The following is a 9042-nucleotide window of genomic DNA, read 5'->3' as shown; positions in this document are numbered from 1 at the left end:
TTATTTTACGACTGAGTTACAGCGGATCAATTCGGCCATGTCCCTGACCGCCTGCTTGAAGCCGACGAAGACCGCCTGGGCGACGATGGCATGGCCGATGTTCAGCTCGTTGATACCCGGCAGCGCCGCGATGGGCTGGACATTATGGTAGTGCAGGCCATGACCGGCATTGACCACCAGCCCGAGGCCGGTGGCAAATTCCACCGCCCTGGCCAGGCGCTGCAGCTCATGGGCCTGCGCTTCCTGGGTCTCGGCTTCGGCATAGCGACCGGTGTGCAACTCGATCACCGGAGCACCGCTGTCCTTGGCCGCCTGGATCTGCTGCAGATCGGGATCTATAAAGAGGGACACCTCGGAAGCGGGCAGTGCGGCGATGGCGTCACGGATGCGCTGCACCTGACCCAGCACATCCAGGCCACCTTCGGTGGTCAGCTCTTCCCGGCGCTCGGGCACCAGGCAGACGTGCTCGGGCCGGATCTCCTGGGCGAAGGCCAGCATCTCGGGGGTCAGGGCGACCTCGAGATTCATGCGGGTCTGCAGGAGGTCGCGCAGCAGGCGGACATCCCGCTCCTGAATATGGCGACGGTCCTCGCGCAGGTGCAGGGTGATGCCATCCGCCCCTGCCTCCTCGGCATCCAGCGCCGCCTTGACCGGATCGGGATAGCGGGTACCCCGGGCCTGGCGCAGGGTGGCGACATGATCGATGTTGACGCCCAACAGAACACGACTGAACTCTTTCATGGCTTATTCACTTGGCTTGGCGAACAATTCGCGACTCATCAGGGGTTTGCTGCCCAGGTGCGGCGCCAGGGCCTGGCGCATCAGGCGCTTGGCAGCGCGGACTACGGTGGGATCGTCCCACTCGCCACGCTCCAGTGCCAGGATTTCCGCGCCAGCCAGACAGCCCGGGCGAACCTCGTCGACGGCTTCGAAGCCCTGGTCCGGAATGAAGCGATAGAGGCGCTGGGCGTCGATGGCCTGGCCATCCAGCGCCAGCGACAGCGAGAAGCCGTAGCCCAGCAGGTCGAGCAGGCGCCATTCGAAGGTACGCAGCAGGGGCTCGACCGGCCGCCCCTGGGCAAGAGCGGCCAGGGTCAGGCCATAGAGGTCGAAGAGCGCGGGATAGGGATCTTCGGCGGGCAGTAGCCGGACCAGCAGCTCATTCATATAGAAGCCGCTGAACAGCGCCTGCCCCTGGAGCAGATAGGGCGGCGCCAGGGCCGCCACCCTTTGCAGATTCTTCAACTCCCCTCGCCCACTGAGCTGAGCCTCGAGGGGAATGAAGGGCCTGGCCAGACTTCCGGAGCGGGAGCGGGCCGCGCGCAACACCGTACGGACCCGGCCGAAGGCGCCGAACACGTCCACCAGCGCACTGCTTTCCCGATAGGGACGCGCATGCAGGACGAACAGCGGCTCGGACGCCTGCATCGCTAGAGGTCGGAATAACCCAGAGAGCGCAGGGCGCGCTCGTCATCGGACCAGCCGCCTTTGACCTTGACCCAGAGATTGAGCATGACCTTGGCGTCGAACAGGGTTTCCATGTCCTGGCGGGCTTCCTGGCCGATGCGCTTGATGCGCTCGCCGGCCTGGCCGATGAGGATCTTCTTCTGGCCATCGCGCTCGACCAGGATCAGGCCGTGGATGTGCAACACCCCGTTGTCGTACTTGAATTCCTCGATCTCGACGGCAACCTGGTAGGGCAATTCCGCCCCCAGCTGACGCATGATCTTTTCGCGGATCAGCTCGGCCGCGAGGAAGCGACTGGATCGGTCGGTGATCTGGTCTTCGGGGAAGAAGTGCTCGCCCTCCGGCAGGCGCTCGGCGACCAGCTCTTCGAGGGCGTCGAGATTGTGGCCGTGCTGGGCGGAGATCGGAATGAGCGTGGCTTCCGGCAGTTGCTCCTGCAGCCACTGCAGGTGCGGCAGCATGTCGGCCTTGTCGTCCAGACGATCCATCTTGTTGACGGCGAGCAGCACCGGGCACTTCACGAAGCGGACCCGCTCCAGCACCATCTGGTCTTCGTCGGTCCAGCGGGTACGATCGACCACGAACACCACGACGTCCACATCGCGCAGGGCGGTGACGGCCGTCTTGTTCATGAAGCGGTTGAGCGCCTTCTGGTTTTCCTTGTGCAGACCGGGGGTATCCACATAGATGGTCTGCACCTCACCCTCGGTCTTGATGCCGAGCATGTTGTGCCGGGTGGTCTGCGGCTTGCGCGAGGTGATGGCCAGCTTCTGCCCGAGGATATGGTTGAGCAGCGTGGACTTGCCGACGTTGGGACGGCCGACGATGGCGACGTAGCCGCACCGCGATGCCTTCAGCTCATCATTCATGACCATTCTCCACGCCCAGGGCGATCAAGGCCGCCGAGGCGGCTATCTGTTCGGCGATACGGCGACTGGCGCCCTGCCCCGTCGTCTTTTCGTTGAGCATGGCGATCTCGCATTCGACAAAGAAGACCCGGCAATGGGGCTCTCCTTCGATGGCGACCACCTCGTAGCGCGGCAGGTCGCACGCCCGCGCCTGGAGAAACTCCTGCAGCCGGGTCTTGGGATCCTTGTTGGTATCCACCGGCGTCAGCTCCCGCAGTTGCGGGCCGAGCCAGGCCATGACCCGATCCTTGGCCGCATCCATGCCGGCATCCAGATAGATGCCGCCGATCAGGGCTTCCATGGCATCGGCAAGAATGGATTCGCGACGGAAGCCGCCGCTCTTCAGCTCACCAGACCCCAGGCGCAGGTAGTCACCCAGCTCGAAGCTGCGCGCCAGCAAGGCCAGGGTCTCGCCTTTCACCAGCTTGGCGCGCAGGCGGGACAGCTGGCCTTCGCGGGCCTGGGGGAAATGATCGTAGAGGGCTTCGCCGATGATGAAGTTGAGGATGGCGTCGCCGAGGAATTCGAGGCGTTCATTGTTGCGACCGGCAAAGCTGCGGTGCGTGAGGGCGAGCAGCATCAGGTCCGGGTCCTTGAAGGTATAACCCAGCCGACGCTCGAGGCGATCTAGAGATAATGTCACGGGAGATTTATACGGAAATCACGATTGAAACGAACGACCAGATCGATGTTGCGGATCAGGTGTTCACGTTTTTCATAGTCGAGGTGGATCTGCAGGTGGTTGCCGTCGGCTTCGACGCGCATGGCCTTTTGCAGATCGAGATCGCGGATGTCGTTCACCTGCATACCCTTCCCCACGTAGCTGTAGACGTCGGACACGCTGCGAATCTGGTTATCGGGGTTGTCGCCGATGGATTCGATGACCTTGGTCAGAGCATTGTAGTCCAGGTAATGCGGTACGAGCTTCATGGCCGTACTGGCCAGGAAGGCGATGACGCAGAGTGCGAGCAGACCACCGAGAAACGACAGCCCCTGCTGACGCGACGGACGACCGGACACTCTGCGTTCATTCATCTGATGATACCTACGCGAGACAGGGTGGGCATGCTCTGCAGCTTGGGCTCGGGCCAGCTCAGCCAGACGGCGAAGGCCTTGCCGACGATGTTGCGGTCGGGGACCATGCCGAGCAGGTCACGGGGAATGTTGGGATCGTCCCAGTAGCGACTGTCGTTGGAGTTGTCGCGGTTGTCACCCATCATGAAGTAGTGACCGGCCGGCACCTTCCACTCGTGGTCGGGCTCCATGCGGTAGCGGGTCATCTCTTCGCGGATCAGGTGCTCGGTCTTGCCGAGCTGCTCCTTGAACAGCTTGACGCTGCCCAGCGAACCCGGCTCGTCACCCACCAGTTCCTCGCTGACGCGCTGGCCGTTGATGTACAGCTGCTTGTCGCTGGTATAGCGGATGGTATCGCCCGGCACCCCGATGACGCGCTTGATGTAGTTGACGCTGGGATCGCTGGGATAGCGGAACACCATGACGTCGCCACGCTGCGGATCACCGATCGGGATGACCTTGAGGTCGATCACCGGCAGGCGGATGCCGTAGGCGAATTTGTTCACCAGGATGAAGTCGCCCACTTCCAGGGTCGGCTTCATGGAGCCCGAAGGAATCTGGAACGGCTCCACCAGGAAGGATCTTAGGATCAGCACGATGGCCAGGACGGGAAAGAACGACTTCCCGTACTCGACCAGGGCCGGTTCCTTGTTCAACTGCTCCAGTACCGCGGGATCAGGCTCGCTGACCTGCTGCCCGTAGGTCTGGATCGCCTTGCGACGACGCGGTGCGAGCACCAGCAGATCGATGAGTGCCAGGGCGCCGCAGACGGCGACCGCGAGAACCAGCAACAGAGGGAAGTTCCAGGACATGGGCTTCAGCTATCCACCTTGAGCACGGCCAGGAAGGCCTCTTGAGGAATCTCTACGCTACCAACCTGCTTCATGCGCTTCTTGCCCGCCTTCTGCTTTTCCAGCAGCTTGCGCTTACGGGACACGTCACCGCCGTAGCACTTGGCCAGAACGTTCTTGCGCAGCGCCTTGACCGTGGTCCGGGCCACGATCTGACCGCCGATGGCCGCCTGGATCGCCACGTCGAACATCTGCCGCGGGATCAGCTCCTTCATCTTCTCGGTCAGGGCGCGACCCTTGTAGTGCGCCTTGTCGCGATGGACGATCAGCGCCAGGGCATCGACCTTCTCGCCGTTGATGAGGACGTCGAGCTTGACCAGGCTGGCGGCTTCGAAGCGATCGAAGCTGTAGTCCAGCGACGCATAGCCACGGCTCACCGACTTGAGGCGGTCGAAGAAGTCCAGGACCACCTCGTTCATCGGCAGGTCGTAGCTGACCTGCACCTGACTGCTGAGGAACTGCATGTCGCGCTGGACGCCACGCTTCTCGATGCACAGGGTGATGACGTTGCCCAGGTGCTCCTGGGGTACCAGGATGTTGGCGCGCACGATGGGCTCGCGCATCTCGGCGACGGAGGCCAGGTCTGGCAGCTTGGACGGGTTGTCGACATAGATGATGCTGCCATCCTTGAGCACCACCTCGAAGACCACGGTCGGCGCGGTGGTGATGAGGTCGAGATCGTATTCGCGCTCCAGGCGCTCCTGGATGATCTCCATGTGCAGCATGCCGAGGAAGCCGATGCGGAAGCCGAAGCCGAGGGCCTCGGAGCTTTCCGGCTCGTATTGCAGGGCCGCATCGTTGAGGGTCAGCTTCTGCAGGGCTTCGCGGAAGTCCTCGAAGTCGTCGGAACTGACCGGGAAGAGACCGGCGTAGACCTGCGGCTTGACCCGCTGGAAGCCCGGCAGCATGGCCACGTCCGGGGTGGCGCTGAGGGTCAGGGTGTCGCCGACCGGGGCGCCGAGGATTTCCTTGATGCCGGCGATGATGAAGCCCACTTCGCCCGCCTTGAGATCGACCGTCTCGGTGTGCTTGGGCGAGAAGACGCCGACGCTGTCGACCTGGTGCACCTTGCCGGTGGACTTGACCAGGATCTTGTCGCCCTTCTTGACCCGCCCGTGCTTGACGCGCACCAGCGAGACGACGCCCAGGTAGTTGTCGAACCAGGAGTCGATGATCAGCGCCTGCAGGGGCGCGTCGATCTCGCCCTCGGGCGGTGGAATGACCTTGACCAGTTGCTCGAGGACATCGGGCACGCCCATGCCGCTCTTGGCACTGCAGGGCACGGCGTCGGTGGCATCGATGCCGATGATGTGCTCGATCTCGGCCTTGACCTTGTCCGGCTCGGCCTGGGGCAGGTCCATCTTGTTCAGCACCGGCATGACCTCGAGGCCCTGCTCGATGGCGGTGTAGCAGTTGGCGACCGACTGGGCTTCCACGCCCTGCCCCGCATCCACCACCAGCAGGGCGCCTTCGCAGGCGGCCAGCGAACGGCTGACTTCATAGGTGAAGTCGACGTGGCCGGGGGTGTCGATGAAGTTGAGCTGGTAGGTCTTGCCGTCCTGGGCCTTGTAGTACAGCGTGACGCTGTGGGCCTTGATGGTGATGCCGCGCTCGCGCTCGAGATCCATGGAATCCAGGACCTGGGCCTCCATTTCTCGGTCGCTCAAACCACCACAGATCTGGATGAACCGATCCGCAAGCGTCGACTTGCCGTGATCGATGTGGGCGATGATGGAGAAATTGCGGATATGGCTCAGATCACTCACGAATCAGCACTCGAATAGCCAGCAGCGGAACATCCGCCGGGAAAATAGCGGGGGAGTTTACCTGAATGCGGCAAACAAGGGGACTCGCGCCGTTCGAGCGGACAAAAAGAAGGGGCAGTCGCCTGCCCCTCGCTTCGTCCCCTGCCGTTACTTGCCCGGCAGTTTGAAGGTGATGAAGCTGGCGCGACCCTCACGCACCACGCGCATCGAAATGGAGCGCCCTGCCGGCAGTGCCGAGGTGATTTTCTCGAAGGCGGCGGCGGATTCGATGGGCTGATTGTTGAGGTGGGTGATGACGTCGCCCGGACGCAGGCCGATGGCCGCGGCAGGACCGTCGCCACTGAGCTTGTTGATGACCACGCCGCCCTGGATGTCCAGGGTCTTCTTCTGCTCGGCGGTCAGGTTGGCCACGGCGATGCCCAGGCGATTGCTGGCCCGATCGGACCCGCGCTCGCCGCCGGAAGCGGCCTGGTCGTCCTTGGGCATGTCGCCCACGGTAACGCTCAGGTTTTGCCGCTTGCCTTCACGGATGATCTCCATGTCGGCCTTGGCACCCGGCTTGAGATTGCCGATCAGGTGCGGCAGGTCGGCGGATTCTTCGATCTTCTGGCCATTGACCGAGAGGATGACGTCGCCGACCTTGATGCCGCTCTTGGCCGCGGGACCATCGTCCAGGGTCTGGGCGACCAGGGCGCCGGCCGGACGATCCAGGCCGAAGGATTCGGCGAGATCCTTGTCCACTTCCTGGATGACCACGCCCAGCCAGCCGCGGCTGACCTTGCCTTCGGTCTTCAGCTGATTGGCCACGTTCATGGCGACGTCGATCGGAATGGCGAAGGACAGCCCCATGAAGCCACCGGAGCGGGTAAAGATCTGCGAGTTGATCCCGACCACCTCACCCTTGAGGTTGAACAGCGGACCGCCGGAGTTGCCCGGGTTGATGGCCACGTCGGTCTGGATGAAGGGCACATAGCTTTCGTTGGGCAGGCTGCGACCCTTGGCGCTGACGATACCGGCGGTGACCGAGTGATCGAAGCCGAAGGGCGAACCGATGGCCAGGACCCATTCACCGACCTTGAGCTGATCGGAATTGCCCAGCTTGAGGGTGGGCAGGTCCTTGGCGTCGATTTTCAGCAGGGCCACGTCGGTACGGGGATCCGCGCCGATCAGCTTGGCGGTGTGATCACTGCGGTCGGACAGCCGTACCAGGATCTCGTCGGCATCGGCGACCACATGGTTGTTGGTCAGAATGTAGCCGTCGGGCGAGATGATGAAGCCCGAGCCCAGGGACTGGGCCTGCTCCTGCTTGCCACGGGGACCGCGCGGCATCTGCGGGATGCTGCGCTCGAAGAATTCACGGATGCCTGGCGGCAGGCCTTCCAGATCGGGCATGGTCATGGCGCCGGCGCCACGACCTTCGGGAATTTTCTGGCGGGTGCTGATGTTGACGACCGCTGGAGATGCCGCCTCGACCAGGCCGGTGAAATCCGGCAGATCGGCCCGAGCCATGGCCGTCAGTCCCATCAGCCAGAGCCCCATCAGGGCGGCCGTGTAATGCTTTAGATTGCGCATGCGCGTGCAGCTCCACTCTATCCAATGACTTGAACACATCGCTGGCGACCTGCCTGCTCCGCAACGGCGGCACAGTCAGAGACGACTGGCAGCAGAAATAGCACGCCCTTGCTGAACGATAGCTTTCGAAGCATTTTGCGCCCCATCCGGACATCCGGCAGGCAAAAAAAACGGCGCCCGGAACAGAGTCCGGACGCCGTTTCGAGGTGAAGCCAGCGAATCAACGCTGGGCAGGGGCTTCCTGCTTTTCACCTGCCATCGGCTTGTCAGCCTTGGCTTCGGCATTCGCCTTGGTGCTTTCTTCGCTGAAGCTGGCCAGCACGGCCGGGCTACGCGCGGGTTGCGGGACGGTCAGCTGGCTCGGCGCCTGCTGGGCCAGACCCTGGGTGGAGACGTCGGACTGGTTGTACATCCGCACGCCTGCCAGTACGGCGAAGGTCACGGACGCGGCGACCGCGACACGACCCAGGCTCGACCAGCCACTCTTGCGCGCCTGGGCAACGACGGGCGCTGCCGGGGCTGCGACGGCCTCATCACGCTCCAGCGTGGTGGTGACGCCTTTGGCGATATCCAGATTCGGCAGCATGGGCTCACCGCGAATCACGGCGCTGACCATGGCGTAGCGCGACCAGGTGGCGCGCAATTCCGGGTCCTTGCTGACCTCGGCGATGACACGCCGGGTTTCGAATTCGTCCGCTTCGTTATCCATAACAGCGGACAGGGATTCCAGCAGGGCTTCACGACTCATACGTATTACCTCTCTAAAAGCTGTCGCCGCTGTCTATGCATCACGCAGCAGGGGCTGCAATGCTTTGTCTATCGCTTCCCGAGCTCGGAAAATCCGAGACCGGACCGTTCCCACCGGACATTGCATGACGTTCGCAATGTCCTCGTAGCTGAGGCCTTCGAACTCACGAAGGGTCAGCGCGGTGCGCAGATCTTCCGGGAGCTGCTGGATGGTCCGATGCACGGTGGCTTCGATCTCATCCCGCAAAAGGGACCGCTCTGGGGACTCGATATCCTTTAGAGCATGGTCGCCTTCATAAAATTCCGCATCTTCGGCACTGACGTCGCTGTCCGGTGGACGACGACCCCGGGCAACCAGATGGTTCTTTGCCGTGTTGATGGCAATGCGATAGAGCCAGGTGTAGAAAGCACTATCGCCACGGAAGTTCCCGAGCGCGCGATAGGCTTTGATGAAAGCCTCCTGAGCGACGTCCTGGGCTTCCTGGGTATCGTGGACGAAACGCACGATCAGACCGAGAATCTTGTGCTGATACTTGAGCACCAGCAGATCGAAGGCACGCTTGTCACCGCGCTGTACGCGCTCGACCAGTTGTTGATCCTGCTCCTGGGTGGGCAGGGCTTGCTTGCTGTCCTTGGCTTGCAGCTCGGTATCGTCCT

10 protein-coding genes are annotated in these 9042 nt (G+C 62.8%); all 10 read right to left on the bottom strand.

Going from position 1 to position 9042, the window contains the following annotated elements; translation table 11 throughout:
• Positions 1-741: a pyridoxine 5'-phosphate synthase gene (gene pdxJ, locus DBY63_RS18990; RefSeq protein ID WP_108582570.1), complete on the bottom strand. Its 741-nt coding sequence runs from the start codon at positions 739-741 to the stop codon at positions 1-3.
• 3 nt (positions 742-744) lie between these two features.
• On the bottom strand, positions 745-1428 hold the full coding sequence (gene recO / locus DBY63_RS18985) for a DNA repair protein RecO (RefSeq protein WP_108582569.1): 684 nt from the start codon (positions 1426-1428) through the stop codon (positions 745-747).
• A 2-nt stretch (positions 1429-1430) separates the two neighbouring features.
• Positions 1431-2336 (bottom strand): GTPase Era, encoded by a 906-nt coding sequence (era, locus tag DBY63_RS18980; RefSeq protein WP_108582568.1) that lies wholly within the window; start codon positions 2334-2336, stop codon positions 1431-1433.
• Positions 2329-3018 (bottom strand): ribonuclease III, encoded by a 690-nt coding sequence (gene rnc / locus DBY63_RS18975; RefSeq protein WP_007161997.1) that lies wholly within the window; start codon positions 3016-3018, stop codon positions 2329-2331. Before rnc ends, era begins: the two co-directional genes overlap by 8 nt.
• The gene (locus tag DBY63_RS18970; RefSeq protein WP_007161996.1) at positions 3015-3410 is read right to left on the bottom strand and encodes a DUF4845 domain-containing protein; all 396 of its coding nucleotides are present in this window, start codon (positions 3408-3410) and stop codon (positions 3015-3017) included. Before DBY63_RS18970 ends, rnc begins: the two co-directional genes overlap by 4 nt.
• Positions 3407-4261, bottom strand: coding sequence for a signal peptidase I (gene lepB, locus DBY63_RS18965; protein WP_108582567.1), 855 nt, complete (start codon positions 4259-4261; stop codon positions 3407-3409). The genes DBY63_RS18970 and lepB overlap by 4 nt, the downstream gene beginning before the upstream one ends.
• A 5-nt stretch (positions 4262-4266) precedes the next feature.
• Complete coding sequence (lepA, locus tag DBY63_RS18960; RefSeq protein ID WP_007161994.1) at positions 4267-6066, bottom strand: translation elongation factor 4; 1800 nt, start codon at positions 6064-6066, stop codon at positions 4267-4269.
• Positions 6067-6213: 147 nt separating this feature from the next.
• Positions 6214-7638, bottom strand: a complete 1425-nt coding sequence (locus DBY63_RS18955; RefSeq protein WP_007161993.1) for a DegQ family serine endoprotease — start codon at positions 7636-7638, stop codon at positions 6214-6216.
• A 220-nt stretch (positions 7639-7858) separates the two neighbouring features.
• Positions 7859-8386, bottom strand: coding sequence for an RseA family anti-sigma factor (locus DBY63_RS18950; RefSeq protein ID WP_027598577.1), 528 nt, complete (start codon positions 8384-8386; stop codon positions 7859-7861).
• 33 nt (positions 8387-8419) lie between these two features.
• Positions 8420-9001 carry an RNA polymerase sigma factor RpoE gene (gene rpoE / locus DBY63_RS18945; protein WP_026083736.1) on the bottom strand — a complete coding sequence of 194 codons (582 nt, stop codon included), beginning with the start codon at positions 8999-9001 and terminating at the stop codon, positions 8420-8422.
• Positions 9002-9042: the final 41 nt, after the last annotated feature.

The organism is Pseudomonas sp. RIT411, from assembly GCF_003057735.2.
GTDB lineage: Bacteria > Pseudomonadota > Gammaproteobacteria > Pseudomonadales > Pseudomonadaceae > Chryseomonas > Chryseomonas oryzihabitans.
Note: the sequence above shows the minus strand (reverse complement) of the source record. Positions and strands in the feature narration are given on the sequence as shown.